At 54.3% G+C, this 26,571-nt stretch carries 25 protein-coding genes; 15 read left to right on the top strand and 10 right to left on the bottom strand.

Going from position 1 to position 26,571, the window contains the following annotated elements:
• The first annotated feature begins 152 nt into the window (after positions 1-152).
• Positions 153-1,808: an FMN-binding glutamate synthase family protein gene (locus ACU6TU_RS12680; RefSeq protein WP_447141766.1), complete on the top strand. Its 1,656-nt coding sequence runs from the start codon at positions 153-155 to the stop codon at positions 1,806-1,808.
• A gap of 107 nt (positions 1,809-1,915) precedes the next feature.
• Here the strand turns inward: ACU6TU_RS12680 and ACU6TU_RS12675 are convergent, their stop codons facing one another.
• The gene (locus ACU6TU_RS12675) at positions 1,916-2,827 is read right to left on the bottom strand and encodes a LysR family transcriptional regulator (RefSeq protein WP_447141765.1); all 912 of its coding nucleotides are present in this window, start codon (positions 2,825-2,827) and stop codon (positions 1,916-1,918) included.
• A gap of 153 nt (positions 2,828-2,980) precedes the next feature.
• On the opposite strand from ACU6TU_RS12675, the gene ACU6TU_RS12670 reads away from it, so the two are divergent.
• Positions 2,981-3,931: a pirin family protein gene (locus tag ACU6TU_RS12670; RefSeq protein ID WP_447141764.1), complete on the top strand. Its 951-nt coding sequence runs from the start codon at positions 2,981-2,983 to the stop codon at positions 3,929-3,931.
• 58 nt (positions 3,932-3,989) lie between these two features.
• Here the strand turns inward: ACU6TU_RS12670 and ACU6TU_RS12665 are convergent, their stop codons facing one another.
• A complete protein-coding gene (locus ACU6TU_RS12665; protein WP_447141763.1) occupies positions 3,990-4,868 on the bottom strand; it encodes a pirin family protein in 879 nt (292 codons plus the stop codon).
• A gap of 171 nt (positions 4,869-5,039) precedes the next feature.
• Between ACU6TU_RS12665 and ACU6TU_RS12660 the strand changes: the two genes are divergently transcribed.
• The 4 genes from ACU6TU_RS12660 to ACU6TU_RS12645 all read left to right on the top strand — a co-directional run bounded on the left by ACU6TU_RS12660 (position 5,040) and on the right by ACU6TU_RS12645 (position 9,406).
• A complete protein-coding gene (locus ACU6TU_RS12660; RefSeq protein ID WP_447141762.1) occupies positions 5,040-6,719 on the top strand; it encodes a mechanosensitive ion channel family protein in 1,680 nt (559 codons plus the stop codon).
• Positions 6,720-6,881: 162 nt separating this feature from the next.
• On the top strand, positions 6,882-7,454 hold the full coding sequence (locus ACU6TU_RS12655) for an isochorismatase family protein (protein WP_447141761.1): 573 nt from the start codon (positions 6,882-6,884) through the stop codon (positions 7,452-7,454).
• A complete protein-coding gene (locus ACU6TU_RS12650; RefSeq protein WP_447141760.1) occupies positions 7,451-8,833 on the top strand; it encodes a nicotinate phosphoribosyltransferase in 1,383 nt (460 codons plus the stop codon). The genes ACU6TU_RS12655 and ACU6TU_RS12650 overlap by 4 nt, the downstream gene beginning before the upstream one ends.
• 21 nt (positions 8,834-8,854) lie before the next feature.
• On the top strand, positions 8,855-9,406 hold the full coding sequence (locus ACU6TU_RS12645) for a macro domain-containing protein (RefSeq protein ID WP_447141759.1): 552 nt from the start codon (positions 8,855-8,857) through the stop codon (positions 9,404-9,406).
• An 87-nt stretch (positions 9,407-9,493) separates the two neighbouring features.
• Here ACU6TU_RS12645 and ACU6TU_RS12640 read toward each other — a convergent pair whose 3' ends face one another.
• The 4 genes from ACU6TU_RS12640 to ACU6TU_RS12625 all read right to left on the bottom strand — a co-directional run bounded on the left by ACU6TU_RS12640 (position 9,494) and on the right by ACU6TU_RS12625 (position 12,638).
• The gene (locus tag ACU6TU_RS12640; protein WP_447141758.1) at positions 9,494-10,147 is read right to left on the bottom strand and encodes a hypothetical protein; all 654 of its coding nucleotides are present in this window, start codon (positions 10,145-10,147) and stop codon (positions 9,494-9,496) included.
• Positions 10,131-11,504, bottom strand: a complete 1,374-nt coding sequence (locus tag ACU6TU_RS12635) for an AAA family ATPase (protein ID WP_447141757.1) — start codon at positions 11,502-11,504, stop codon at positions 10,131-10,133. The genes ACU6TU_RS12640 and ACU6TU_RS12635 overlap by 17 nt, the downstream gene beginning before the upstream one ends.
• Before the next feature lie 77 nt (positions 11,505-11,581).
• Positions 11,582-12,115 carry a hypothetical protein gene (locus ACU6TU_RS12630; protein ID WP_447144249.1) on the bottom strand — a complete coding sequence of 178 codons (534 nt, stop codon included), beginning with the start codon at positions 12,113-12,115 and terminating at the stop codon, positions 11,582-11,584.
• Between the two features lie 79 nt (positions 12,116-12,194).
• Complete coding sequence (locus ACU6TU_RS12625; protein WP_447141756.1) at positions 12,195-12,638, bottom strand: MerR family transcriptional regulator; 444 nt, start codon at positions 12,636-12,638, stop codon at positions 12,195-12,197.
• A 73-nt stretch (positions 12,639-12,711) separates the two neighbouring features.
• Here ACU6TU_RS12625 and ACU6TU_RS12620 point away from each other — a divergent pair, with 73 nt between their 5' ends.
• Complete coding sequence (locus ACU6TU_RS12620; protein ID WP_447141755.1) at positions 12,712-13,749, top strand: SO_0444 family Cu/Zn efflux transporter; 1,038 nt, start codon at positions 12,712-12,714, stop codon at positions 13,747-13,749.
• A gap of 53 nt (positions 13,750-13,802) precedes the next feature.
• Here ACU6TU_RS12620 and ACU6TU_RS12615 read toward each other — a convergent pair whose 3' ends face one another.
• Entirely contained in the window at positions 13,803-16,952 is a 3,150-nt protein-coding gene (locus tag ACU6TU_RS12615) for an acyl-[ACP]--phospholipid O-acyltransferase (protein ID WP_447141754.1), read from the bottom strand.
• 197 nt (positions 16,953-17,149) lie between these two features.
• Here ACU6TU_RS12615 and ACU6TU_RS12610 point away from each other — a divergent pair, with 197 nt between their 5' ends.
• Positions 17,150-18,013, top strand: a complete 864-nt coding sequence (locus tag ACU6TU_RS12610; RefSeq protein WP_447141753.1) for a putative RNA methyltransferase — start codon at positions 17,150-17,152, stop codon at positions 18,011-18,013.
• 248 nt (positions 18,014-18,261) lie between these two features.
• On the opposite strand, the gene ACU6TU_RS12605 is transcribed toward ACU6TU_RS12610, so the two are convergent.
• On the bottom strand, positions 18,262-18,468 hold the full coding sequence (locus tag ACU6TU_RS12605; protein WP_027336479.1) for a cold-shock protein: 207 nt from the start codon (positions 18,466-18,468) through the stop codon (positions 18,262-18,264).
• A 314-nt stretch (positions 18,469-18,782) separates the two neighbouring features.
• Positions 18,783-19,787 carry an NADP-dependent oxidoreductase gene (locus tag ACU6TU_RS12600; protein ID WP_447141752.1) on the bottom strand — a complete coding sequence of 335 codons (1,005 nt, stop codon included), beginning with the start codon at positions 19,785-19,787 and terminating at the stop codon, positions 18,783-18,785.
• 135 nt (positions 19,788-19,922) lie between these two features.
• Here ACU6TU_RS12600 and ACU6TU_RS12595 point away from each other — a divergent pair, with 135 nt between their 5' ends.
• Positions 19,923-21,398, top strand: coding sequence for a hypothetical protein (locus ACU6TU_RS12595; protein ID WP_447141751.1), 1,476 nt, complete (start codon positions 19,923-19,925; stop codon positions 21,396-21,398).
• 144 nt (positions 21,399-21,542) lie between these two features.
• Here ACU6TU_RS12595 and ACU6TU_RS12590 read toward each other — a convergent pair whose 3' ends face one another.
• Positions 21,543-22,310, bottom strand: a complete 768-nt coding sequence (locus ACU6TU_RS12590; protein WP_447141750.1) for an ABC transporter ATP-binding protein — start codon at positions 22,308-22,310, stop codon at positions 21,543-21,545.
• 482 nt (positions 22,311-22,792) lie between these two features.
• Here ACU6TU_RS12590 and ACU6TU_RS12585 point away from each other — a divergent pair, with 482 nt between their 5' ends.
• The 6 genes from ACU6TU_RS12585 to ACU6TU_RS12560 all read left to right on the top strand — a co-directional run bounded on the left by ACU6TU_RS12585 (position 22,793) and on the right by ACU6TU_RS12560 (position 26,536).
• A complete protein-coding gene (locus tag ACU6TU_RS12585) occupies positions 22,793-23,305 on the top strand; it encodes an RNA polymerase factor sigma-70 (protein WP_447141749.1) in 513 nt (170 codons plus the stop codon).
• 138 nt (positions 23,306-23,443) lie between these two features.
• Complete coding sequence (locus ACU6TU_RS12580; RefSeq protein WP_447141748.1) at positions 23,444-23,650, top strand: FecR/PupR family sigma factor regulator; 207 nt, start codon at positions 23,444-23,446, stop codon at positions 23,648-23,650.
• A gap of 237 nt (positions 23,651-23,887) precedes the next feature.
• Positions 23,888-24,133 (top strand): MbtH family protein, encoded by a 246-nt coding sequence (locus ACU6TU_RS12575; protein ID WP_064236157.1) that lies wholly within the window; start codon positions 23,888-23,890, stop codon positions 24,131-24,133.
• On the top strand, positions 24,123-24,863 hold the full coding sequence (locus ACU6TU_RS12570; RefSeq protein WP_447141747.1) for a thioesterase II family protein: 741 nt from the start codon (positions 24,123-24,125) through the stop codon (positions 24,861-24,863). Before ACU6TU_RS12575 ends, ACU6TU_RS12570 begins: the two co-directional genes overlap by 11 nt.
• Positions 24,841-25,542: a 4'-phosphopantetheinyl transferase family protein gene (locus tag ACU6TU_RS12565; RefSeq protein WP_447141746.1), complete on the top strand. Its 702-nt coding sequence runs from the start codon at positions 24,841-24,843 to the stop codon at positions 25,540-25,542. The genes ACU6TU_RS12570 and ACU6TU_RS12565 overlap by 23 nt, the downstream gene beginning before the upstream one ends.
• Positions 25,535-26,536: a TauD/TfdA family dioxygenase gene (locus ACU6TU_RS12560; protein ID WP_447141745.1), complete on the top strand. Its 1,002-nt coding sequence runs from the start codon at positions 25,535-25,537 to the stop codon at positions 26,534-26,536. The genes ACU6TU_RS12565 and ACU6TU_RS12560 overlap by 8 nt, the downstream gene beginning before the upstream one ends.
• Positions 26,537-26,571 lie beyond the last annotated feature (35 nt).

The raw sequence follows: 26,571 nt of genomic DNA, 5'->3' as shown, positions 1-26,571 counted from the left end.
TAACGCCATGTCTACATAGGAACGGTATGAACGCTTACCACTGAAACAGCTCAAGATAACCGCCATCAGGCTGGTTGGCAGCCAGTCTGTTTCGTTATGCTAGGTGGCTATTTCGCCCGTTGGCGGATTGTTGATCAGGAGTGTGTATTTTTATGATGAAAGCCATGGGTTTGTCCCGCCTGCCTCATCGCTATGGCGTTTTTATTGCCTGCCTGATGTTGCTCGCGGTTTCGCTGGTGGGGTTGGCGTTTTCGTTGCTCTGGCTGTGGGGTGTGGTGGTTTTTGGTTTGCTGGCTGGCCTCGGGATTTATGATGTTACCCAAAAGCGCCGTACGGTGAGCCGAAACTATCCTGTTCTGGCGCATATTCGTTATGTTCTGGAGTCCGTCGGGCCGGAAATTCGCCAGTACTTCATTCAGTCGGATCTTGATGAGCGGCCGTTTTCCCGTGAGCAGCGGGCGGTGGTTTATCAGCGTTCGAAAAAAGAGGGCGACAAGAAGCCCTTTGGCTCATTACTGGATATGTACCAGCCCGGCTATGAGTGGATCAATCATTCCATGCTTCCACACGCCATTGAAGATACTGATTTCCGCGTTCGGGTGGGCGGTAGTCATTGCCGCCAGCCATACCTCGCCAGCGTATTGAATATTTCGGCCATGAGCTTTGGTTCGCTGTCGGGCAACGCGATTGAGGCGTTAAACGCGGGGGCAAGCAAAGGGGGCTTTTATCACGACACCGGTGAAGGCTCTATCTCCCGGTATCATCGCCAACATGGGGGGGATCTGGTCTGGGAAATCGGTTCGGGTTACTTCGGGTGCCGCAACGATGATGGCTCCTTTAGCGAAGAACGCTTTGCGGCAAATGCTCAGGATGAGCAGGTGAAAATGATTGAAATCAAACTGTCGCAGGGGGCCAAACCCGGCCATGGCGGCATTCTGCCCGCAGCGAAGGTCACCGCGGAAATCTCGGAAGCGCGCGGCGTGCCAATGGGGGAGGATGTTATTTCTCCGGCTGCCCACACAGCCTTTTCTACACCGCTTGAGTTGATGGCGTTTATTGCCCGCTTGCGCGAGCTTTCCGGCGGTAAACCGGTTGGGTTCAAACTGGCCATTGGCCACCCCTGGGAGTGGTTTTCCATGGTGAAGGCCATGCAGGAAACCGGGGAGCGGCCTGATTTTATTGTGGTGGATGGCGGCGAAGGGGGCACGGGTGCGGCGCCGTTGGAGCTTATCAACCGCGTGGGCGTACCATTAACCGAGGCGTTGATGCTGGTTCACAATACGCTGGTGGGTGTTGGGCTGCGTGAGGAAATCAGCATTGGGGCGGCGGGCAAGATTACGTCGGGATTCAAGATTGCGCGAACTCTGGCGCTGGGCGCTGACTGGTGCAATGCGGGCAGGGGCTTTATGTTTTCTCTGGGCTGTATTCAGGCGCTTAGCTGCCATTCCGACAAATGCCCCAGCGGTGTGGCGACCCAGGATGCTAACCGCAGCCGCCATCTTAATGTCGAGGATAAAACTGAGCGGGTCTACCAGTTTCACCGCAATACGTTAAAGGCGCTGGCGGAAATGCTGGGGGCTGCAGGGCTTAGCCATCCAAGCGAGCTGGGGCCTGAGCACATCATCCGGCGTGTTTCCGAGAACGAAATACAGTCCTATGATCAGGTCTTTAACTTCCTGACGCCCGATGCCTTGCTGAACGGGCCTTGCGAGCATTCCTTGTTTAAACTCTATTGGGATGATGCCCGCTCCGACTCTTTCTTACCGCCTTCGCGCATTGCCCGCCTGCGCTTGACCAAGCTTGAATAACTCACAGGCCAACTCGCCCGCCCGGTGCCATTTTGATAGGTGAGGGCAGCGGGTGGAGAGGCGTGAGAGGGCTAATAGGTGGAAGAAGGCTAATATGGGGAAGAGTGTCAGTGTTCAACGCTGATTTCTGCGTAGCGCTCAGCGAGAAAATCCAGCAAGGCTCTGACAGACGGCAGCAAACCCCGGCGGGAAGGGTAGACGACGTGAATGACTTCCCGCCGGGGTTCCCAGTCAGGTAATACCTGAACAAGATCGCCGGATGCCAGGGAATCTCCCAGCATCAAGCTGGGTAACTGAACCACGCCCACCCCCGCCAGTGCCGCATGATACAGCGCCGTCATATCGGTAGTGATAAAGCGTGGCGAATGCGCAATGCGTTGTTCTTCGCTGTCTCGTTGTAATTGCCATATATGGGCTTCTTCCGGCCTTGCGCGGTTCATACTGGGCATTCTGCTCAGCTCATCAGGTGTGGCTGGCATGCCCCACTGTTCGATCAGCGCTGGGCTTGCGACCAGGCATTGCCCACGATCCGACAACACTTTGAGAATCAAATCACTGTCTTCCAGCGGCAGGGGGCGAGCGCGAATGGCCAGGTCAAAGCCTTCGGCGACAGGGTCAATGTGGCGGTTGGTGCCTTCCAGATGCACCTGCACATCGGGGTGGCGCGCCATGAAGTCTGCCAGCATTTTGCTCACATGAAAGCTCAGTAATCCGGTGGGGCAGCTCATGCGGATAATGCCACAGGGCGTCTGTTTGGTTTCCTCGATGAACTGTTGAGCGGCCTCTGCTTCAACAAGCATGGCTTTGCAGTGCTGGTAGTAACGTTGGCCAATGTCGGTAAGCGTCAGATGGCGGGTTGAGCGGTGCAGAAGGCGAACATTCAGTTCCTGTTCAAGCGCGACCACACGTCGGCTGAGCTTGGATTTAGCGATACCCAAGGCACGCCCCGCCGGAGAAAAGCCCCCGTGGTCGACGACTTTCACAAAATAATACAGGTCATTCAGATTAGGGGTTGTCATGTGTTCCCTCTATGCAACGCTGCGTCTTGATTTTGAATCTAACCATCAAGGAATCGAAATACTACACTCTAGGTGTGCTGTCGCAATGTCTACACTTTGTACTCCTGTCTGTTAACTATGTATTCCTGTCCGCTACCTTATGGAGCCTTCTTTATGAGCTGGATGCCGACTATCGAGCCTCAGTGTCCTTTAGCAGGCAGTCTGCACGATATAGAAACCCTGATTGTGCCTCGTGCCCGTGATCTGGGTGGCTTTGAGGTCCGTCGTGCGCTGCCTGCCCCGAAACGGCAAATGGTGGGGCCGTTTATCTTTTTTGATCAGATGGGGCCAGCCGAATTTCTGCATGAGGAGGGGATTGATGTCCGGCCGCATCCTCATATCGGCCTGGGAACCGTGACGTATCTGTATCAGGGGGAGTTTGAGCACCGCGATAGCCTGGGCACGCATCAGATGATTTACCCAGGGGCGGTTAACTGGATGGTGGCGGGCAACGGAGTCACTCACTCAGAGCGCACCAGCCCTGCCACACGCCGGAACGGACACTCGCTGTTTGGTATTCAGACCTGGGTTGCATTGCCTGAAAGGCATGAAGACAAGCCAGCCAGTTTTGCCCATCACGGGGAAGAAACGCTGCCACTGCTGAAAGGCGAAGGTAAAGACGTGCGTCTGATTCTGGGAACCGCCTGGGGCGAGCAGTCGCCTGTACAGACGTTCTCGGAAATATTTTATGCCGATGCGGTATTAATGGCCGGCGCCAAACTGCCGTTGCCGGATGGTTATGAAGATCGCGGCATCTATGTGACCTCAGGGAGCATCATCATTGCCGGGGAAACCTTTGCGTCCGGGCGTATGATGGTGTTTCGTCCTGGCGACCCGATTACCGTGGTCGCGGGCGAGCAGGGGGCGCGGTTAATGCTGCTGGGTGGCGAAACCCTTAACGGGCCGCGTTATATCTCATGGAATTTCGTGGCCTCCTCACGGGAGAAACTGGAGGCGGCCAAGCAGGCGTGGATAGAAGGTGACTTCGAGCATGGGCGCTTTCATCTGCCGCCCGGTGATGATGTGGAGTTTATTCCTTTTCCGGGGCAGGAACGAAAAGGGTAAAAGACAGCACCGTGCTGGCTGCCGCCTGGCAGCCAGCGTTACGCTATCCCCCTTGATATCAGTCTGACATCTTGCCAAAGCGGCCACTGTTAAAGTTATTGATCGCTGCAATGATTTCCTGCTCACTGTTCATGACAAAGGGCCCATGCCCGACGACCGGCTCATTGAGCGGTTCGCCACTCAGCAGTAACAGGGCTGCGTCGTTGTTGGCTTCCAGCGTCAGTGTGTCTTCACTTCTGGAAAACTCGGCCACCTGCCCATCGCGCACAACCTCTTCGCCATTGACCAGCACCGTGCCTTTCAGCACCACCAGCAGGGTTGTCCAGCCTTCAGGCTGGGTCAGCGCGGTGGTTTTACCGCCGCTTAACTGCATATCCCACACATTGATTGGCGAGAACGTTTGCGCCGGGCCTGCGTGCTGGTTGTACTCACCGGCAATTACGCGAACGCTACCAGCGTCATCCGGCAAGGCCACCACGGGAATCTGCGCATTGAAAATCGCCTGATAGCCGGGCGTGGCCATCTTGTCCCTGGCGGGCAGGTTGACCCACAGCTGAACCATTTCCAGGGCACCGCCTGACTGTGTGAAGGCGGGCGAGTGAAATTCTTCGTGCAGAATGCCAGCGCCTGCCGTCATCCATTGCACGTCACCCGGGCCAATCACGCCGCCTTTGCCCGTTGAGTCACGGTGTGCCACTTCCCCCTGATACACGATCGTCACCGTTTCAAACCCACGGTGCGGATGCTGGCCAACTCCCCTGGGTTGCGTGGTGGGGGTGAAGTCCGCCGGGCCTGCGTGGTCGAGAAGCAGGAAGGGGCTTAATGACTCTGAGCGTGGGCCATAGGAAAACAGTGACCGGACGGGAAAGCCATCGCCTACCCAGTGGGGGCGAGGTGCGCTGGTTACCTGTGTTAATGTTTTCATCGAGCGTTGCATACTCACTCTCCTGATCAGCTAAAGATGCTGAAGAGAAGGGTACGCGCTGGGCGCTTCCCGGAATAGAGGGTGTGATTAAGACACTGTGTTGCATGGCTGGAACGCCGGTGAGTCAATCGCCCTTGGCCAGTTTAATGGATACGTTAGCGGACTTTTTAGGGTAAAACTTGTATGAACAACACTCGTTTGTGGCGGTTTTTGGCGCTGATTTTCATGCTGACGCTTTCCAGTATCTGCATGGCGCAAACTCAAGGGGATGAAAGCGAAAGTCCGCGCTGGTTTGTCATTGATGCGTTAAATACAGGTCTGGGTGATTTGCCGGAAGAGATGAAGCGAATGTCGCCCAGAGAAACCGTTCGCAGCTTTCTGGCGTTTACCGATGAGGGTGATTACAACGCTGCAGCGCACCTGCTGAATCTATCAGGCATCGACCCCGGCGAGCAGCAAGCGCAAGGGGCTGAGCTAGCCAGGCAACTGTCCGAGGTGCTAAAGCGTGGCGAATGGCTGGACCCTTCCGACCTGCCGGGCCGCCAGGATGCGGCGATCGAAGATGCGTCAGGGCAGAACCCACAGGCGGGTAAGCCGCGCCGTAACATCGAACTCGCCGCCTTGAAGGTCAAGGGTCAGGCGTACGATGTACGCCTCGGCCGCTACCGAGTGGATGAAAACGATCCTGTCTGGCTTGTCATGCCGGAGAGCGTTTCGTCGGTTGGGCTGCTGTATGACGAATACGGCCCTTCCATGCTGGAGCGCTATATTCCTGAGCGATTGAAGTCATCGTTCGGCTTTCTGAAAATCTGGGAATGGCTGGCGATTCCTGTTTTTTTACTCACGGTTGGAGCCGTTGGATTAGCTACCTATTTCCTCGTGAGGCTGATCGCACGCGTGTTACCGTCAGGCATATTAACCATTTTTGCCAATCAGATTGGTGTGCCTGTCGCGCTGATTGCAGTGTCACTGGTCACGCAGGCACTGCTGGAACATGTGGTGTCGTTTTCCGCGATTGCGACGACGACATTTCGCGTCATGTTGATCGCGATAATGGCCTGGGGCGCAGGCACGGTGGCGCTGCGGTTAATCGACACCATTATGCTGCGTATGACGCGGCGCCTGGTGGGGGAAATTGACGATACCAAGCCGAAAGATAAGCGTCGTCTGTTAACCACGCTATACGCCCTGCGCCGTGTGGTTATCTTGATCACGGTCATTGGTGTCTCGGTTTATGTGCTTGGGCAGATCCAGCTGTTTGAAACGCTGGGCATGTCGCTGCTGGCGTCTGCCAGTGTGCTGGCCGTGCTGGTGGGTATCGCGGGGCAGGCGGTATTGGGCAATATTCTTTCGTCGTTTCAGCTATCGCTGGCCAAACCGATTCGGATTGGCGACCTGGTGATTTTCGAAGACCAATGGTGTTATGTCGAAGGGATCTTTTATACCTTCATTCGTTTGCGTGCGTGGGATGAGCGACGTGTCATCGTGCCTGTCACGTATTTTGTCTCCAGACCCTTCGAAAATCTGTCGGTGAAGAGCACCAAGCTATGTCGATTTATAGAGCTAACGCTTCACCTGAACGCGGATGTTTCCCAGATTCGTGAGGCGTTTCTGGAATACGCCAAGGAAGAAAGCTGCGTGATAGAACACCACAAGCTGATGTGTTACGTCACTGGGCAAACGGCCCACGCACAAACCATTACCTGTTACATGATGACCTCTGACCCGATGGCAGGGTGGACCGCCGAGATGAACATTCGCGAGAAAATGATGGCGTATATTCGCGATCATCATGAAGACTGGTGGCCAAGGGAACTTATGGTGATCAGTCACGAAGGGGCTGCCCGCAAAGGGGGAAAATGAGGTGTCTTCCCTTGTCGCCGAGTATAACTGGGAAGAAAACACGCGGTAGGAAAAAAGGGCGTCTAGACGACCATCCGCCGCTTACCGGGTGAGCATTACAAAAATCTGCCTGTGTTTTCTATAATTAAGGGCAGAAATCCACTGACAAGCAGGTGCGTAACGATGCGGCCAGCTCAGTTGTTAAGCGAAGGCGATGCGATACTCGCCGTGGATGTTCAGAACGATTTCTGCCCGGGTGGGGCGCTTGCCGTAAAAGACGGGGATAAGGTTGTGCCAGTTCTCAACCTTTGGCTGGAAGCGGCGGCCCATAACGATATACCGGTAATTGCCAGCCGCGATTGGCATCCGGTCGATCATTGTTCTTTCCATCATCAAGGTGGCCCCTGGCCGGTTCATTGCGTTCAGGACACCAAGGGAGCCGCCTTCCATTCCGGTTTGCAATTACCCTCTGATGCGATACGCGTTAGCAAAGGCACGGCGTTTGACCGTGACGCCTATTCAGCCTTTGACGGCACCGGGCTGGCGGGTTATCTCAAACAGAGGGGAGTGAAGCGCCTTTGGGTAGGCGGGCTTGCTCAGGATGTCTGCGTGTTGGAAACCGTAAAAAGCGCCTGCCAATCTGGCTTTGAAACACATCTGTTGGTCGCTGCCACACGCGCGGTCGATCTCGATAATGCTGCGCAATCCTTGCAGGCAATGCGCCAGGCGGGCGCTCAACTAGTGGAGGATGGATGAGCCATCATTTCAGCGCGTTAGAAGAAGCGGAACTCGGTCTGTTTATTGATCTTTACGAACTGACCATGGCGAGTGCGTATCACGCTGAGGGCATGGACAAGCGTGCTGTATTTACCCTGCATTTTCGTAAACTGCCACCACAGCGCAATTTTGTTCTTGCCTGTGGCCAGCATTACGCTGCCTTGCTGGCGACGTCACTCCGCTTTCCGCCTGAGCAGGTGGCTCGGCTCAGAACGCTGGGCCGTTTTGATGAGAGCTTTCTGCAGTGGTTAGCGAATTTTCGCTTTAGTGGCGATATTCGTGTTTTACCCGAGGGAACACCGGTATTTCCCCACGAACCGATCCTGGAAGTCGACGCGCCGCTTGCCGAGGGGCAACTGCTGGAAACGCTGCTGATGAACTACGTCCATACCGAGTCTGTGTTGGCCACCAAAGCGGTGCGGTTGGTCAATGCAGCGAAAGGGCGGCCAGTCATCGACTTCGGCATGCGGCGTATGCACGGTTTCGATGCGGCCTTGAGAGGCGTTCGTGCTTATCGCGCGGCGGGCATCGACGCAACCAGCAATGTGTTGGGGAGCTTTCAGTACGGTCTGCCCGCCAGTGGCACTATGGCGCATGCCTATATCCAGGCGCATGATGATGAAACCGAGGCTTTCCGCGCCTATGCCAAACTTTACCCTGGCACTGTTCTGTTGGTTGATACCTACGATGCTTTGGCAGGCGTCGACAAGGTGATTCACCTGGTGAAAGAGGAAGGGCTTGATGTTAGCGCTATCCGTCTGGATTCCGGGGATCTTGGCAAATTGGCCAAGGCTGCACGCAAGCAACTCGATCAAGCGGGCTTGAGCGATGTAGGTATTGTGGTCAGCAGTGGCTTGGATGAGTGGGGTATTCGCGAGCTTATTGAGGCTGACGCTCCGGTAGACAGCTTTGCTGTGGGCACTAAGCTTGGTGTCTCGGAGGATGCGCCGGTATTGGATCTTGCCTATAAATTGACCGACTACGAGGGTAAGCCACGCCTGAAAAACAGCCCGGGTAAAAAGCTGTTGCCGGGGCGCAAGCAGGTATGGCGCTTTCGCGATAAGAACGCCCAGTACCTCTACGATGAAATCAGCCTTGAAAGCGAAACCCGTGATGGTGAGCCGCTACTGTTGAAGGCAGTTTGCGAGGGTAAATCTGTAGCCCCCGAGCCTGACCTGAACATAACCACGGAATGCGTGCGTGACGCATGCAGGGCGATGCCTGAACGCCTATTGGCAGTGGATGCCTGCGATCCCCCCTACGAGGTCAAAATCAGCGACGCGCTTGAGCAGCTTTATCATAAAGCGCTGGCAGATATTTCTGCCAATCAAGCGTCGACCGATCAACGCCCGGATTAAGAACCATGAGAGGAGAGCGCCATGAATGACCCAACACAGCGCGTCACCATTGAGTGTGTAACCGGAGATATCGCCAGACAAGCGGATATGGATGCTGTCGTGAATGCGGCGAATGCCGAGCTGATGCCTGGCGGCGGCGTGGCAGGCGCGCTTCACCGAGCAGCAGGCCCTCAGTTAGCAGAAGAATGTCGTAGCATGGCCCCGATTGCACCGGGGGAAGCCGTGTTGAGTCGCGGACATGACCTGCCCAATGCCTGGGTGATTCACTGCCTTGGCCCGGTATATGGCATCGACAAGCCTGCTGATCGTTTACTGGCAGATTGTTATCGCAATGCTTTGCAATTGGCGGATGAAAAAGGCGTCTCCCGAGTGGCATTTCCTGCGCTTTCTACCGGGGCTTTTGGCTACCCGGCTGATGAAGCCGCCCACGTTTGTGCCGAGACGGTCAAGGCGTGCCTGCCAACCTTGCAGCATCTGACGTGCCTGCGTTTTGTGCTATTTGATGATAATGCCAATGCCACAATGGAAGCGGCACTGATGCAAGCGGGTCTGAGGGTTACGAAGAAAGCTTGATGACATCTGCGAAGTTCTATCTGGCTATTGGTAATATGGCCAATAGGGTCTGGAGTTTTCAAGAACGGATTGATCGTTCCAATGAGGTTAATTGGTGGTGTTGGGTGAAGGGCTACTCAACCATTGTTGCAACACATTAACAACAACAGGGGCATAAGGTTCTAGTTTGCCATTCTTAGGCGTGCAGAGCTCGTCTATTAGCAGTTTGAGTAAAACATCATCTTCTAATCCTTCTTCTGGATCTACGCCTTGTGCCCATAACAGGTTATGGGAAAGGTATTTACGTTTTTCAATCAAACCTTTGTTGTTGCGCTCGTGGTCGCCCAGGTTTAGCACCGCAATCGAACGCCTTGCTCGTTCGGTTAGGCCACGTACTCGCCCGCTGATCATAAACTGGAGCTCACTTTCGCATTCATTCATCAGTGGGGTTAATGGAAGCGATTGTGAGCCATGTGCTGCATCACATTGATTTGACGTGGTACAGCTAGCAACGATGTTGCTGAAATTCAGGGTTTTATGTGGAGCAGTATCTTGCGCTTCTAAATGTTCATTCATGGTGTCGATGTTGGTGCCGCTTATATTTTGGCAGCAGTAGGCGCAGAGATAAAACTGCTCTTGAGTACACGCGTTACGTATCGCTTGGCGCTCAACCTCTGTCAACTGTTTATAACGGCCGTGCGGGTTTCGGTGCTTCCACGTGGCTAATGACGAGGGTTCGGTCCCTTTAGTGATTTTTTTCATGCCGAAGCTCCTGTTTACGTAGCAGTAGCTTTGCCTTGCTTAGCTCAAGGTTTCCGCCCGGTAGCACATGAGCCAGTGCGTGAAGTTGGCTCCGCGCTTTATCCAGTTGGCCGCTTTGAATGCAATCGAGCGCGTCATTGAATTGCTCGGCAATTTGCGCGTTGCGAATATGCGTATCCATCACGTCGAGCAGCACGGTGTTCGCATCTTGGCCGTATTGGGAAGGCACCTGTGTAATACTGCCATCGCTTAATGAGTAAATAAGAGCGTCTTTACATTCGCTGATCACCAGTGGCGAATGCGTGGTTAGAACGAACTGACAGTTGGGAAAGGTGTGCGTTAGTTGTTGAATAATACGCCGCTGCCAAGAGGGGTGGAGATGCATATCTACTTCATCAATCAATACGATGCCATCGCCTTGAAGAGGATCTTTCATGCCTGGATTCATCATGCCCAAACGGCGTGCTATATCCCCCACCAATGCAATGAGTGACTTTTCCCCTTGAGATAGTTGCGAAACATTGAGTGTTTTACCGTTTTTATCAATCGACATATGTAGACGAGGTTTACGACGAACGCGAAGGTTAGTAAACCCTGGCATAAAGCTGCTGATAGCAGTACGTACAGCGGTCAGCTGGTGATCTTTTGAAGACACTTTCATTTGTTGCAAAAGACCCCAAACTTCCGACCCTTCACCTGCCTTATTTAGCAGCGTATCAAGCGTGTCTTCTGGTAAGCCTGTTTCATTTTCGCTATCTTCTCTTTCACGAAACCACTCAAAAAAACGGCGAAAATCAACCCCTTGGTTAAGTGAGTTATCGTAACCATCAAGCTGGAAAAAACTATGTTTGCTTTTTATTTTCAGTGGAATATCCAGAACTGCTCGTTCGACTGGATAGAAGGCGACTAAGGGTAAACTGATAGTTTCTTGTGCGGTTAATTGGCGGCGGTAATGCTCGGCAAGACGTGTAGCATCTTGAAGTTTGGAGCTGGCGCTGGCTTTTTTGCCTTGGGCAGTTTTGGCTAGCGCCCACTGGTAAAGGTGGTCGTTAATGTCTGCATCAGGGTTGCTAGATTGTCCCTGCTCATCGAAAACGGCAATATCAATAATGGCTGATGTTTTGCCATTAAAAATGGCGTCTTCTGGTATAGGGCTGCCACTACCTTTTTCACTGCGAAGCCTTGCGACAAACCAGCTTAAGCTGGTGGCTAATGCCATCAGCACAGAAGTTTTTCCCGCTCCGTTATTACCGATAAAAACGGTGACATTGCCGTTAGATGAGAGCGAGGGAGCAAGTTCAACTTCTAAGTTCTGAAAATGGCCCAGATTGCTGATTCTAAAGCGTTGTATGTCCATCTTAGGCCTCTCGTTAGTGGCGATTCTGTATAAGGTTAAACCGATAGACACTCGCCAACAACTGACTAATCGGGTCTTTAATGCGGCGGGGTAATAGAGGCGTCATCGTCTTCGATATGGGTGCCAGGTTCAGCCACGAGTTCTAGGTGCTTATTTTCCAAAGTCGCCAAAGCAATCTTGTAGCAATCTTCGATATGGCTGTTACCCATGAGCTTCATGGCGGTAAAGCTAATACTGCCTGCCACTGCGCTACCAATGAAGGGAACAAACTTAGAAACGCCTTTGGCAGCAACCCTAACGCCCATCTTGTTGAGCAGCATGACGATTAATTTCCTAGTGATGTACTTTCCGGCAAGCTTGCTACCTGTATTGGAAATAGCGGTCATCACAAAGAGCCTGGTTTCGGTATCAAGGCCTTCGATTTGCTCCGGAGATAATCCAAACTGGGCATTAATTTTGGGAATTATGCGCATTAAGATGGCCATGTCAGAACCGATATCCAGCCCAGGTATGGGAATGATGGCGGTGCCCGCCGAGACCCCTGCACTTTTGGTCACCATCAAGTGGCATGACTTTTTAATGGCGTCGAGCTCTTCCCTTGTCTCAATCATGCGGCGTTCCTGTTTGGCGATGGGTGTCATAACCGTCATCGACGGTGGCGAGAAATTTGGTGTTGCAGGGGGCTGCCCCTTACGCTTTCACGTCTCCACAACCCCGCTCCTTGCAGGTGGGTTGGTGGTCATAGAGCGTTTGAATGATCTGACAGTTGGCCGTTTTTCCACCTCGGCATTGGTGAACCACTTGGCGTAGCTCTCCTGCCAGTGCCTGTAAGGACGCGATGCGCTCTTCCAGGTGTTCGAGATGGCGGCTGGCGATATCATCGGCGGCGGTGCAGTCGGTATCGGGGTTATCGGAAAGTACTAACAGTTCCTGAATACTGTGCAGGTCTAACCCCAGGCTGCGGCCGTGGCGAATAAAGCCAATGCGTTCCAGCGCCGCCTGATCATAAGCGCGATACCCTTGCTCACCCCGCTGCGGCGGTGCCAGTAACCCGAGCTTTTCATAATGGCGAATGCTTTCCGGCGAGCACCCGGTTCGGCTGGCAACTTCCCCAATACGATAGTGGCGTTTCATCGGCTTGACCCTGTAACGATTACAGGGTTTAGGCTAGTGGTTATTCTCTAGACTAACAAGTAGGTAACCGGTGATGACGCTGATCAATGAGCTATTGAGCATTGCACTGAGTGCAGCACCTTGGCTGATGCTGGGCTTGGTAATTGCGGGGCTAATAAAAGCGTTAATGCCAGAGCACTTGTTACAGCGCTGGATGGGCGGGCGTGGTGTGGGTAGCATTTTACGCGCAGCGGTAATTGGTATGCCGTTACCGCTGTGTTCCTGTGGGGCGATTCCTACTGCGCTGGCGCTGCATCGGGGTGGGGCAGGGCGTGGGCCAACGACGTCTTTCCTGATAAGTACCCCAGGCGTGGGCGTGGATTCCATGCTGATCACCAGCGTTCTATTAGGCCCTTTGATGGCGCTGGCGCGAGTGCTGGGCGCTTTGGTAACCGCGATAGTGACGGGTATTTTAGTGGGTGTTACCGGCCAGACAGCGCTGCCGAAAAGCCCCTCTGTTAGCAGCTGCTGTGCATCAAAGGGCTGCGCTTCTCAGGACGATACCGAGGCGAACGAACAGGCTGCCAAGTCAACGAGGGTAACCGCCGGATTGAAATATGCCTTCAGTGATTTATTGGATGACATCAGCCGTTGGATGTTTGCCGGTTTGTTGCTGGCGGGCGTGCTGGTGACCTTTGTGCCGCCTGAAACCCTGGTGGGTTTTTCGGGTGGTTTGTGGGCGCTACTGCTCATGGCGGTGATCGGCATTCCTTTATATATCTGTGCGACCGCCGCCACCCCGGTTGCCGCTGGCCTGCTATTGGCGGGCATTTCGCCGGGAATGGCGCTGGTTTTTCTACTGGCGGGCCCTGTGACAAGCCTGGCAACTCTGGCTATTCTGCGTCGCGAGTTTGGAAACCAGGCGTTGGCGGTTTATCTGGGCAGCATTCTGCTGGTAACGGTGCTGATCGGTTGGGTGTTTGACCAGGGGCTGGCGATGACGGGCTGGAACCCTGTTCAACAGGCGAGTCAGGTTCAGGAACTGTTACCCGCATGGCTAGAGTGGCTGGCTTTAGGCGCCTTGGTGCTGTTTTCTGTTCGTCCTGTTCGTAAACGCCTGTTGGGGTTTTAGGCAGGCAAAAGATTGCGACTTTTTGCCTTCTCTACAAGCGTATAGCCAGGTGATTACGCATGGCGCCCAGTCAGGGTTAAAAAGCCATCTTCATCGATAAATCCCTGGTCGCCGGTGACGAACCAGCGCTGGCCGTCGAACTCTTTAATGGCGGCTGCAGTGCGTTCTGGGTCGTTGAGATAGCCTTGCATCACCTGGGGGCCGCTGATCAGAATCATGCCGGTTTCTCCGCTAGGTTTTTCCTTGTAGCTCTGTGGTTCGACGATTTTTAGGCTGGTGCCGGGTAGCGGCATCCCGACGGTACCCGCTTTACTGCCCTGTTGCAGGGTCTGGTCGTGAGCCCCCAACGCATCCGGTAGGTTAACCGAGGCCACCGGGGCGGTTTCGGTGGCTCCGTAGCCGGTGTAAATCGGCGTATGGAATTGGCGCGTGAACTCACGGCAGGCACTTTCCTCCTGGGTATCGGCACTGATCACCACGGCGCGTAGGCTTTCCAGCAGGTGTGGTGGCAGGTCTGGACGTTGGCTCAAGCGCTGTAATAAGTCGGCGGTGCCAAACATGAGGGTCGCTTTGTGCCTGGCAATAGCCGTGGCAATGCCGGGAAGGTCGTCGGGGTCAGGATGGCAGACCAGCGGGAGGCCTTCGATCAGTGGCAGTAGCTGGGTTACCGTCAAACCGAAGGCATCAAACAGGGGCAGCGTGCCCATCACTACATCGTCATTGCGGGTATTAAGCACATCGGAGGTCTGCTTGATGTTGGCCATCAGATTACGGTGGCTCAGCATGACGCCCTGGGGCTTTGTAGTGTGGGTGCCGGGAAACACGATAGCGGCGGTAGCATCGGCATCGCGCTGGCGGCAGTAAAGGCGCTGAAGTAGCCATGCCGGCAGCAGGCGCACGCTAAGCCAGGTGCCAAAATATTCACTACGACCTCTATCGGCTTGCAGGTCCTCCAGGTAAACCACCTGGGTATCTGCGAGTTGTTGGACGATGTTTTGCCCTTGTTGCTGGCGGGTTTCGACGAAATCGCGTGAGGTCAGTACCGTATCGATACTGGCCTCGGCAAGGGTCGACGCAAATGCCGCCGGGGCGAGCGTGTCATTGAGGTTGACCAGAGTTTTACCCGCCAGCAGTGTTGCCATATTAGCCAGCGCGCCCAGACGGCTATTGGGCAGCCATACCCCCACGCTCTGCCCGCCTGTCAGTGATTCGATACGTCTGGCAATCAGCAGGCTGGCGGTAAGCGCCTGACCGGCCGTCAACGTATGGCCAAGAGAGTCGGTGAGTGCTGGTGCACTGAGGTTGCGTTTCACGCTGCGAATCCAGGCGTCAGGCAGCGAAGTCAGTTCGTTGATGGCATGCTGCCAGGAGTGGGTCGCCTGCTCGAAAATCCGCCGCTTGAGCACATCCGCAGGCGTATCTTTCGGCAGCGGCTTACCAAACGCCACGACAACCGAGCGATGCAATGGCGCGTTACGCAGTTCCTTGAGCTTGCTGGAAGAGCGGGAGAACTGGCTGCCCCATAGCCCGCGCAGGTAGAAGGGGACAATGCAGACCTCCGGGGTCGCCATGTGGCAGGCCCGTTCGTAGCCACGGCGCAGCTCACCCAGTTGGCCGTTGTGGCTAATCGCCCCTTCCGGGAACAGACATACCACTTCACCGTTGTTCAACTGTTCGGCAACCGCCGCCAAGGCGTTGTTGGCGCCTGTGCCACGCTCGATAGGAATACACCCCAGCGCTTTGAAGAACCCGCGTAGGTACCAGCGCTGATAAATATTCTTCAGCATCACAAAGCGCACCGGACGCGGGCTGGCGATTTGCACCATCGCCCAGTCTACCCAGCTGATATGGTTGCCGAGCAGTAGCACACCACCTTGGGCTGGCAGGTTCTCCAGCCCATGGACATCAACGCGATAGCGGCGAGTCAGCAGGAAGCTGAGCAGAAAGCGCACCAGGCTCTGGGGCAGTTTGAGAATTGTATAGGCGCCGCCCAGCATGGCGACAGCGGCGATCAGCAGCAACAGGTAATAGCTATCGACCCCCGCCAGAGCGAACAGCGCGGTAATTACCAGAAAGCCCAGCATGGAAAGGTTTTGAATCCAGTTATTGGCGGCCAGCACGGTGCCTAGCTCATGATCGGCCGCGTGAAACTGAATCAGTGCATTAAGCGGTACGATAAAAAGCCCGGCCATTATGCCGATAAACACGAAGTTCAGGGCCTGGCTGATTGGCGTGGTGAATAACGGTAAACACCACAGGCCAGCGGCAACGCCGATGGCACCTACCGGAATCAGGCCCGTCTCAATCCGGTTGCGGGACAGCTTGCTGGCCAGTAACGAACCCAGCGCAATCCCGACGCCACTGGCAGCAAGAATGGCTTGCAGCACCAGGGTGTTATCAATGCTCAGCGCGTCTTTGGCATAGGTGGGAAACGCCGCGAGTAATACCTGGCCCACCGACCAGAATGTCGCAAGACCGATAATGGACAGCCGGAGTACGGGTTGGCGTCCCAGGATGCTCAGGTTGTCTCTGAGTGCAGAGCCTTTGATGTACCGCCTCCAGGTGAGCGGGGTGGCAGGAGGCTGTGTTTTGTCTGGCTTCAGGCGATAAAGTGCTACCACCTGAAGCAGGCTGTTAATCACCAGTAGCCAGCCCAGCGGCGCAATGCTGCGCAGCAACGCATCGGGAGTGTCTGCGCTGGGTGAAATCCAGCTTTCAAACAAGGCAGTAAAGGCCACCGTGCCTGCCAGAATGGCTCCAATCGTCACCGCCTGTATGAGCCCGTTCGCTTCCGCCAGGCGGGGTTTGCCGAACAGCCCTTTTACCAGGCCATATTTGGCAGGTGAGTAAAACGCCGATTGAATCGCCAGCAACAGCGTCATGGCAAATGCCAGCCAAAACCAGCCCTGGTAGTAAGCCGCTGTAATGCCCAGTGAAACCGCGACGGCTCCCCAGGCGGAAACCTGTAAGATACGCACTTTCGGGTAGCGGTCCGCCACATGGCCTGCCGGGCTGAACAGTAAAATGAACGGCAGCAGGATAAGCCCATTCACTAGCGCCGTGAGCACGATCTGCGTTTCGCCGTCGTAGCTTTTAAAAATCGTGTTCTGAATGACGATTTTATGGCCCAGGTCCACAAAAGCATTCAGGAAAATGGCCATCAGGTAGGGCCAGGCGCCCGTAGTGCGCAGTAACGGTTGCATGTCATGATGCCTTGTAAACAGAAGTCAGAGCACTTTCGTTAAGTGCCGCTAATATTGCAACCCGAACCGTAAACGTTGTGTCATTGGGGCTTTTCGGTATCGTTATGCTTTACGTGACTCTGGAGCGATTCAAGCGTTTTAGCGATCAGCCAAAGAGAAAACGCTAGTCGGTTACATTTTTGCGAGTCTATATTTTTATGAATAGCTTTCCATTTCAAGCGCTGGCTTGCCCGTTAGACGGCCAACCACTTCAGCTGACAGGCAATACCTGGTGCTGCGCTGCCGGGCATAGCTTCGATGTTGCCAAGCAAGGGTATGTCAACTTACTTCCAGTGCAGCAAAAGCGTTCCACCGACCCCGGCGACAGTAAGCTGATGGTGGCGGCGCGTCAGCGTTTTCTTGAGGCAGGTTATTATCAACCCATTGCGCGCGCAGTCAGCAAGCAGCTGTTAAATCACGCTGAGTCTAACGCTGCTCAGCCATTGTTTAGCTGCCTGGATGCGGGCTGCGGAGACGGTTATTACTTGCGTGAGCTGGCTCGCGCTGCGCCAAGTGAGCAGCCACTTTCACTGATGGGGTTGGATATCTCTAAATGGGCTGTGTTGTCAGCGGCCAAACAGGACGTTAAAAAAGCTCCGTGCAGTCGTTGGGTGGTGGGCAGCAATGCACACCTGCCGGTGCAGACAGCAACGCTCGATAGCGTACTGTGTATGTTTGGTTTTCCAGTGCATCATGAGTTTGCTCGGGTATTAAAGCCGGGTGGCCTGTTAGTGCAGGTTGAAGCGGGGGCAGAACACCTGCGCGAGCTGCGGGAAATTATTTATCCCACGCTGAAACCGGAAGAAGCTGACGAACGGGCAGTGCCGGAAGGCTTTACGTATTTTGAATCGGAAACGCTTTGCTATTCAATAACGCTGGAAGGGCAAGCGACGATTGCTGACTTGTTATCAATGACGCCGCATCTTTACCGCGCAAGCAGGGAAGGTCGCGTTCGGGCAGCGGCACTTGATGAACTCACGCTGACGGTTGATACCCGGATAGTGGTATACAAGCAGTCGTAAGAACAGGACGTAACAAGAGACGTATCGAAAAATGGGTTATTGAATAAAAAATGGGCTATTGAATATAGAGTATCGGAAAGGCGAGTATTTAAAAACAGGATGTTTAAGAAGGGTGTTTATAAAAAAGGGGGGGTAGAAGAAGGTTGTTCAAAAAGGCGATTGAAACCTATAAACGCAACAAGGCCCGCCGAAGCGGGCCTAGCCATCTGAACCAGTTAAGGTTCGAGCAGACTCTTAATCGTTAACGATTAAGACGTTTGCTTGATGTTAGAAGCCTGAAGGCCTTTCTTACCCTGGGTAACGTCAAAAGAGACGCTAGCGCCTTCTTGCAGGGATTTGAAGCCGTCAGCTTGGATTTCAGAGAAGTGAGCAAAAAGGTCGTCACCGCCGTCAGAAGGAGCAATGAAACCGAAACCTTTAGTGTCGTTAAACCATTTAACTGTGCCAGTAGCCATGTTTAGATCCTTTCGCGCTTATGCGCCGTAATAAAATTCCTGGTGTTACCCAGATTGAAGTAGCGGGTAAAACAAAGAACACAATATCAGGGCTGCCGAAATAGATCGTACACTTCTGAGGACTTGCTTCTTGCTAACCAACTGACAACATAATGACATGCTTTAGCGCTTAGGTCAAAGTCTTTCGTGATTATTTTTAAGGGGCTATGTCTGTGACGTCTGCAACTGCTGATGGATTAACCCCCACCCGGTTCGTACTTTCGATTCGTGCTTTCCCGTTTTAACGGATGTCAGGGCAGGGGGAAGTAAAGTGATTAGTCCGTGAGTTTCACCAGCATCTTGCCGGTATTGCCGCCTTCAAAGAGAGCCAGAAACGCATCAGGCGTCTGTTCTAACCCTTCTTTCACTGTCTCTTTGTAGCTGAGTTTGCCTTGTGCTACCTGAGGAGCGACTTCCTGAAGGAAGCTTGCATACTGTGACCAGTGGTCGGCAACAATAAAGCCCTGCATCTTGGCTTTGCGTACCACCAGTTGAGAAAGGTTGCTTGGCCCAGGCGTGGGTGTTTCGGCGTTGTAGCTATCGATCATACCGCAGACAGCAATGCGCGCTCCTTCATTAAGCTGGCTTAACGCCGCCTCAAGGCAGGTGCCGCCAACATTCTCAAAATAGACGTCGATGCCATCGGGGCTTGCCTGCCTGATGGCGTCACTAAGTTCCTGAGCATTACGGTTGCGGTAGCTAACCGCCTTGATGCCTAAAGATTCAAGCCATTCGAGTTTGTGATCAGCACCGGCAATCCCGACCACATGGCAGCCCTTGGCTTTGGCGAGCTGAACCGCCAGGGACCCCACGGCACCACTGGCTGCACTGACCAGCACATTGTCGCCAGGCTGGCATTCGGCAATCAGGTTCAAACCTGTCCAGGCGGTCATGCCGGGCATTCCCAGCACGCCAAGATAGGCCTGATCAGGGATGCTGCTTTCGGGTAAAGGGGTCACGCTATCCCCCGGCAGCTGGGCAATATCACGCCACCCGCCCATATGGCCGACCTTATCGCCGACATTTAACGTCGCATGGTTGGATTCAATGACCTCACCTATTGCGCCACCTTCCATGGGTTTGCCAAGCTCAAAAGGCGGAACATAGGTACGAACACCGGTCATGCGGCCACGCATGTAAGGGTCCACCGACAGCCAGTGATTGCGAATGCGGACTTCTCCTTCGCCGAGGTCCGGCAGGTCCTGGCTTTCCAGTGAGAAAAGCGAGCGCTTGGGCAAGCCGGTGGGATACTCAGTCAGTGCAAAAAAGTGAGATTGCATGGATGTCTCCGTTGGGTGCGAATAATATAGACTTGTTTACAATGTGGAGATCATTAGCCTGCTTTCAAGTTTTATCGGAAAGTCGCTGATGATTAACGTTTTACATGACCGCTGTTTTTCAACCAGGACGCTCTGATGAAAAAGCCCTTTCCTTTTACCATGATGATAGTGGCTGGCGGCATAGCCGTGAGTGGCTTGACCTTCCCGGTGACGCCCAGCTTTGCTTCCACATCCGCAGAGCCTCCCTCTGAAAGCTCGATGAATGCTGAGCAGGATAACGTTGATCAGGAAAACGTAGATCAGGAAGCGCTGCCATCGGCGCTCACTGGACTTGACCGTATCACGCTTGGCGAAAGTACCCGCGGTGAAATCACCTCAGCGAGCGAACTGAACGGCAAGGATGGCAGCCGCTTTTTACGCTATGTGATTCGCCTGGATGAAAACGTTTTGGTGGAATTATCGCTCAGCGGTGCTTTACGCGGCGTGGTGACGCTATATAACGACCAGATGCAACTGCTGAAAAATGCCGAGACAGTTCGCCATCAGATTAACGAAAGCGGCGAGTATGTCGTGGTTATCAGTGGTGCCGATGCCCGTAGCTATGGCCCTTTTACGATTGATAGCCGTCTGGTTGAACTGAGTGATTCAGAAGCGCTTACCATGGGTACGCCCATGGATAGCTGGCTGGATAGCGCTGCGCGGGAAGTGACGCTGAGTATTGAAGACGCCGGTATGTACCGGATCGAAATGCGTGCCGAAGAATTTGATGCCTATCTGGAATTATCAGGCCCCAATGATTACTACCGGGAAGATGACGACAGTGCCGGTAACCTGGATGCCAGCATATCGGATTTCCTCGCACCTGGTGACTATACCCTCATCGCCCGTTCTGCTTTTGGTGATAGCAGTGGCCTTTTCACATTGAGTGCTGAGCCGCGTGAATTGCCTGGCGACGGTGAATTGCGTAACGACGGTAGCATCATGCCTAACGATACGCTCAATGGGTGGTTTAGCGGTCAGGACGTCGTTTATCAGCTCGAAATTGAAGAGGCTGGCATGTATCAGATCGACATGAGTTCCAACGATATGGATGCCTACCTGACGCTTGAAGGGCCAAATGGTTATTACCGGGAAGATGATGATGGTGCGGGTAATCTGAATGCGCGTATCGCCGATTTTCTGGCGCCGGGCAGCTATCAGCTAACGGCGCGCACGGCCTTCGGAAGCGGTAGCGGTTTGTTTGCGCTGGAGGTGAAGCCGCGTGAACTGTCGAATGATGTTGAATTGCGTAACGCAGGAGAATTAATACCCGGTGAAACGCTAAATGGCTGGTACAGCGGTGAGCCGCTGACGTACACCTTTACGCTGGAAGAGAGCGCGTTAGTCACACTGGATATGCGCTCAAGTGACTTTGATACCTATCTGGAACTGTATAGTGAAAACGTCTCGTATAGCGATGATGACAGTGCGGGAGGTACGGATTCACGCCTATCACAATCGCTGTTGCCGGGCACTTACACGGTTAATGCGAGAGGCTTCAGCGCCAGCGGTAGCGGCTTGTTCGAGCTGCACATGAACACTCAGCCAACGAAAATGCAGCCCGATATCTGAATATTTGTCGCCTTTTTCCTGCGTGCCCAGCAGGGGGAAGGTGATGACCTGTCAGCGCCACGTGGCTACGCCGAATGTGTTATTCGCAACCGCTTTTGTCAACGAATCAAACCATACCGATAAGCCGCTTAGCCCTTCATAAAGCTATTGGGCTACGGCAATGTTGTGGTTGCCGTTAGGGTGCTTCATGACCTTCATGGGTAGACCATAGATTGCTTCTAGGGTGCTATCGCACATCATATTGCCGGGCGTACCGTGGGCAAGCAGACGACCACTGTGTAGTGCCATCATTTCATCGCAGTAGCGCGAGGCCATATTGATATCGTGCAACACAATAATAACGCCAAGGTTGAGTTCATCACATAGATTGCGAACCAGCGCCAGCACTTCAATTTGGTGGGCGATATCCAACGCTGCTAGCGGCTCATCGAGCAGCAGGAAACGGCTGCCTTGAGCGAGTAGCATCGCCAGCCACACCCGCTGGCGCTCGCCACCAGAAAGCGTATCCACCAGACGGTCGGCAAAGGCTTCGGTGTGGGTTAGCGCAATGGCGCGCTCCACCGCGTCTTTATCCTTTTGCGTATGACGGCCCAATAGCCCATGCCAGGGATAACGACCAAAACTGACCAGCTCGCGGCCAGTTAGGCTTTCAGCACTAGGCAGGTGCTGTGGCAGGTAAGCCACCTGGCGCGCAAATTCGCGGTTGCCCCAATCACTCAATGGGCGCTGGTCAAAATGAATCTCCCCCTGGCTGGTGGGCTGCTGCTGTGCCATCAGCTTTATCAAGGTCGACTTTCCTGAGCCGTTATGGCCAATCAAGCCGTAGACCTTACCCTCATGAAAGCTATGATCAATTGGATTGAGAATCGGTTTGCCATTGATTTCAAAGGTAGCGCCTTTGACCTCGAACATGAATCACTCCTGATGGTGAGGTTGACCGTGACTGCCTATTCTAGTGCTAATGGTTCTCATTTTTAATAGAAGAGTAGAAAGATTTTCACTGGCGGCTGAATTTATTTAAGAACTGAGCGGCTCAGAGGCGTACCGGTGGGCAAATCATGGCTGTAACCTTTACATGCTTCGGTACGGTTTCGCGCTGCTTTTCTGACGCTTAGAAGGGTGACGCTTAGTAGGCGAGATAGAGTGCTCACTCAACTTGGATAGAAATCGCCATCCCGATTGCCAAGTGGTCAAGCGTCGTGGGTGGCTCTATGCCATTAATGACAATTCGATGACAGGAGCTGTTTTTTAGTTTGGTAGATCAGCTATTTAGCACATGCATATTCTTATAAGCAGAGGGTTAGGTCCGGCCGGTTGACTTTTCTACCTTTTAACGCAAATAATAATCATTATTAAATATTTGTTATATTGGCAACAAGGCAGGAGGCCGAACTGTGGATACCCAGACCTGGAGCGCTGAGTTAGAAGATATCTTCGTTAATCAGCGGCCAAGGCTCTGCTGTGTCGCTGCAAGAGTATTGGGCAATACGGATCAAGCCGATGATGTTGTGCAGGATGCCTATCTGAAAATTTCACAAGCAACCACGCTTTTCGAGGTAAAACAGCCTATATCCTACGTATCACGTGTGGTACGCAACCTCGCCATTGACCGCTGCCGTCGTTCCGCGTTTGAGTCTACGCTGTTTGCAAAAGAAGAGGAGGGGGATTGCGCCTCTTACGCGTCACATTCACCTGAGGTGATTGCAATTGATCGTCAGGCCCTGGCCCAGGTGGTGGAAGCATTGGACGAGCTGCCCGAGCGGACGCGACGTGCTTTTGAGCTCTATCGCTCAGGAAGTCATACCCAGCGAGAAGTGGCCCAACAGTTAGGTATTTCCACCACTCTGGTCAACTTCATGATTCGCGATGCGCTTACCCATTGCCGCCGATCGTTGCATGGGTGGTAAAGCTATTTAATGTGTCCCTTTGTGGTTGCTTTGTTACACTGTCAATCAAAAGCTATAGCGCTAAAAACGCTTCACGAAGCCGGTAGCCGTAAGTCGGTGGTAAATAGCAGGCAGTAGTAGCGAGGTTTAACATTAACGATGGATAACAATAGTGGCGATGATGCCGTTTGGCAAACGGCGCTAGACTGGCTGATGCGCGAGCATGAAGAGACAATGAGTGATGCTGATCGCGAAGCCTTGCATGCGTGGCTAGCGGCGTCTTCTCAGCATCGCCGGATATTCCATGAAGCCGAACAGTTATGGCTGCTAACGGGGATGGTTCCCCGAAGTGATGAACGCCACTAACAAAACGCTGCTTTTTGCTCCTTTCGTTTTTTGCCCCTTCCGTTTTTTGTCCCCGAGTTTTCTCCCTTGATGGTTTAACGTCTTTGACGTTTTAAGCGCAAGAGCCGCTTCCCCTCCGTATTTTTTCTGCTTTCTTTTTCTTCTGCATTAAATTTTCTGGTTCCTGACTCGTCATTAAGTAATGAGAAGCAATTGCGTTTTATTTCTCATTCCTTGTGTAACGATGAGGTCAGACCCATGACAAGCTGTTTTGATCGTGAAGATGGTGTTTTCCGTGTATTAGTCAACCACGAAGAGCAGTACTCCCTGTGGCCCGAGTGGAAGGCGATCCCTGCCGGTTGGACGGATACCGGCGTGCTTGGCGATAAGCCAACCTGCTTAGCCTATGTCGAAAAGACCTGGACTGATATGCGGCCACTTTCGCTGCGCCAGTGGATGGATGAGCAGGCCAGCGCCGAGGCGGAGCAGGTGAATGCAGGTTAAACGCTTAAGGCTGCTCTGCCTGCCCTGCGCCGGGGCCAGCGCCACCATGTATCTGCGCTGGAAACGCCAGTTGCCCGCCTGGGTCGAGGTATATCCCGTCGAATTGCCCGGGCGTGGCGAACGCCTGGGCGAACCGCTGATCGATGACTTTGAGACCCAGGTCGTAAGGCTCTGTGAAGAACAGGCAACACGCATGCGCGGCGACTTTGCCCTGTTCGGCCACAGTATGGGGGCGCTGCTGGCCTATGGCATGGCAGCTCGCCTGCGCGATGTGGGGCGTCCTCAGCCACGGATGCTATTCGCCTCAGGCAGTGCGGCCCCTTCAATGCGCGACCCGGAGCGCTTGGCAGGGCTGGATAATGATAAGGCCCTAATCGCGGATCTGCGCCAACAGGGCGGTACCCCGGAGGAAGTGTTCGAAAGCCCAGAGCTATTGCGCCTCACCCTGGATGTGTTGGCGTCGGACTATCGCCTGTGTCGCAGTTTCCGCTATCGCGGTGGGTCGGCGCTTGCTCACCCCCTGCAGGTACTCGCAGGGCGCGATGACGATATTGAAAGAGAGCGCTTGGAAGCGTGGCAGTGGGAAGCGGGTCGGGCATTCTCATTAGATTGGTTCGAAGGCGGCCACTTCTTTATTCGCCAGCAGCAAACGCAAGTGCTGGAGACTATCGAGCGGGCGCTGGCCCGACGGCTAGAGGAGGTGCCCCATGCAGCGCCTGCGGTTAGCTGAAGGGGTGCCCGAAGGGCTAGAGGTCTGGTGCCTGGCGCTCGACCTTAACGCCCCGGTAGCCGACGACGATGCTCGGCTGCTGAGCCAAGCCGAGTGGCAGCGCGCCCAGCGGCTTCGCCATCACGCCGATGTCGTGCGCGCCGTGGCGACACGCGCTGCCCTGCGGCGGCGGCTATCAGCGCACACTGGTATAGCACCAGAAAAACTGGTGTTCACTCGGAACGCCTACGGCAAACCCGAGTTGGAAGGCGCTGATGGGCCTGCCTTCAATGCCTCCCATTCTGGCAATGTCGCCTTGATTGCGCTCGCTTCCGGCGGTGCGGTGGGGGTTGATGTTGAGCGTCGCCGACCCGAAGCCGAATTAGCGCCACTACACGGGCTGGTGTTATCGCCTAGCGAACAGCGCGACCGCGGCGCCAAGCTGCCCTTTATGGAGCGCTGGGTGGCTAAAGAAGCGGTACTCAAAACCCTGGGTTTAGGAATCGCTGACCACCTGCAGGCGCTCTCGGTTAACCCAGCTTCAGTGTCGCCCACCAGCTACTGCCTTGAGCATTCGCTTCCCGTTTTATCACCTCTGCAAGCATGGCCGCTGCCCGCGCCGAGTGGCTATGCCGCTGCCCTGGGGTATGCCCAGAGCGAACGCTACTCAACGTCTTTTTTGGAGATCAATAATGGATAGCCAAAGCACAGCACCAACGCAACAAGCCAGCACCATATCCGAACGTCAGGGGCCTACTGATTCAGAGCTGCCCACTATTATTTCCCCCACTTACCCGGGGCAGCCGCTGCTGGAAGCCTTTGGCGATTTGCGTGCGGATATCGAGTCCCTGGTGGCCAGGGTGGGCGGCGTGCTGCTAAGAGGCTTCGATGTTCCCTCCGTTGACGATTTTCAGCAGTTTGCCGTTGCGTTTGGTCATCCGCTGCTGAGTTATGAGTTCGCTTCCACGCCACGTTCAGCGGTGTCATCGGGCATTTATACTTCTACCGAATACCCCGCGCACCAACATATTCCCCTCCACAATGAGCAGGCCTATACCCGCGAGTGGCCGATGAAAATCTGGTTCCACTGCGTCACAGCTTCCCCTGAAGGGGGAGAGACGCCGATTGCCGATAGCCGCGCCATTTTCCGCCGTATGCCAGCAGATATCCGCGAGCGCTTTGCCCCCGGCATTCTCTACGTACGCAACTACGGCGATTTCGATATGCCTTGGCAGCAGGTGTTTAACACCGAAGACCGCGCAGAAGTGGAGGCGTTCTGCCAACGCGCGGGGATTCGCTGTGAGTGGAAACCCGACGGCGATCTGCGCACCACCCAGCTGTGCCAAAGCATCGAGACCCATCCGGTCACTGGTGAGCAGGTGTGGTTTAACCAGGGGCATCTATTCCATGTCTCCAACCTGCAGCCAGAAGTGCGTGAATCGCTCGAAGAGCTGCTCGACCCCGAAGATATGCCGCGCAACGTCTTCTTTGCCGATGGCAGTCCCATTGACGATGCCATTTTCGATGAGATCCGCGGCGTGCTAGCCGAAGAAACGGTGATTTTTCCCTGGCAAGCGGGCGATGTGTTGATGCTCGACAACATGCTGGTTGCCCATGCGCGAACGCCGTTTAAAGGCCCGCGCAAGGTGGTTGTGGCCATGGCAGAAGGCCACGGCAACCTCTCCAACGACTGAACATAACGCCTCATCCCACGGCCAGGAGCTCCAGC

It is taken from the genome of Halomonas sp. LS-001 (genome assembly GCF_052983955.1).
The sequence above is the reverse complement of the archived record's forward strand: the minus strand, read 5'-3'. Positions and strand labels throughout refer to the sequence as shown.